The organism is Actinomadura sp. 6N118, assembly GCF_044326415.1.
Taxonomy (GTDB): domain Bacteria; phylum Actinomycetota; class Actinomycetes; order Streptosporangiales; family Streptosporangiaceae; genus Spirillospora.
Genome location: NZ_JBIRAZ010000071.1, coordinates 1 through 1,124 on the forward strand (window position 1 = coordinate 1; position 1,124 = coordinate 1,124).

The 1,124-nt window shown below is 68.8% G+C and carries 1 protein-coding gene; it reads right to left on the bottom strand.

The features are described 5' to 3' along the window. Positions 1-1,055 (bottom strand): IS110 family transposase (locus ACH34W_RS55390; RefSeq protein ID WP_395969353.1); only part of this gene is annotated, 1,055 nt, incomplete at its 3' end. Positions 1,056-1,124 lie beyond the last annotated feature (69 nt).

The window sequence follows — 1,124 nt, forward strand, 5'->3', positions numbered from 1 at the left end:
TTTGGGGTTGTGAGGATGTGGTAGATCTCGCGGGCGACATAGCGTTTGAGGCAGCGGATGATTTCTTTCTTGGACAGGCCGTCTTTGGTGCGCCGTTGCACGTAATCGCGGGTGCGGGGATCGCGGGACATGCGGGTCAGGACGATGCGGTAGAGCGCGGCATTGGCTTGCCGGTCACCGCCGCGGTTGAGACGGTGTCGGTCGGTGCGGCCCGAGGAGGCAGGGAGCGGCGCGACCCCGCAGAGCATGGCGAACGCGGCCTCCGATCGAATCCGGTGGATGCCCTGGCCGGCGGTGACCAGTAGTTGCGCGGCAGTTTGATGACCGACCCCGAACGCGGTCAGCAGGCCGGGGCTGATCTGCTCGACCAGTGGAGCGATGACAGCGTCCAGCTCGGTGATCTCGGCTGAGAGTTGCCGGTGACGGCGGGCCAGGGACCGCAGCGCCAGGCAAGCCGCGACCTGCGGGTCGCCGACACGGGCCGGGTCGGGGCACAACGCTGCGCAGACTGCGATCAGCCGAGCGGCGGCCAGGCCGCGTAGCTGGGCACGCAGTACCTCGGGTGCGGTGACGACCAGCGTCTTGATCTGTCGTTGCGCGTCGGCGCGCCGCTCGATCGCGCTGCGGCGCGCCACCCGCAGATTCCGCAGCGCCTCAACCTGCCCGTCACGCTGCTTGGGCACGCCGGTCTGCTGCCGGGCCAGCGCGGCCCGGGCGGCCGCGACCGCATCGATCGGATCAGACTTTCCCTGCCGGCGGCGAGTCCTGCGGTCGGGCCGGTCGATCTCCACCATCGCCACGCCCTGGTGGTACAGGTGACGGGCCAGTCCGGCACCGTAGGCGCCGGTGCCCTCGACCCCAACCAGCCTCAGCACCCCGCAACTATGCAACCACGCCAGCAATGCGGCATACCCGGCCGCGGTGGCCGGGAACTGCGCAGTGCCCAGCACCCGCCCAGCCCCGTCCACAGCCGCGACGGTGTGAGTGTCGGCGTGGGTATCCACACCTCCAGTGATCTCACCTGCGCCATCACCATGCGATGTAATAGATGTCATCGTCGTCCTGTCTGCTTGACCGGCTCGGGACGGCACTCACCGGCCAGGCGACGGACAAGACATTGATGG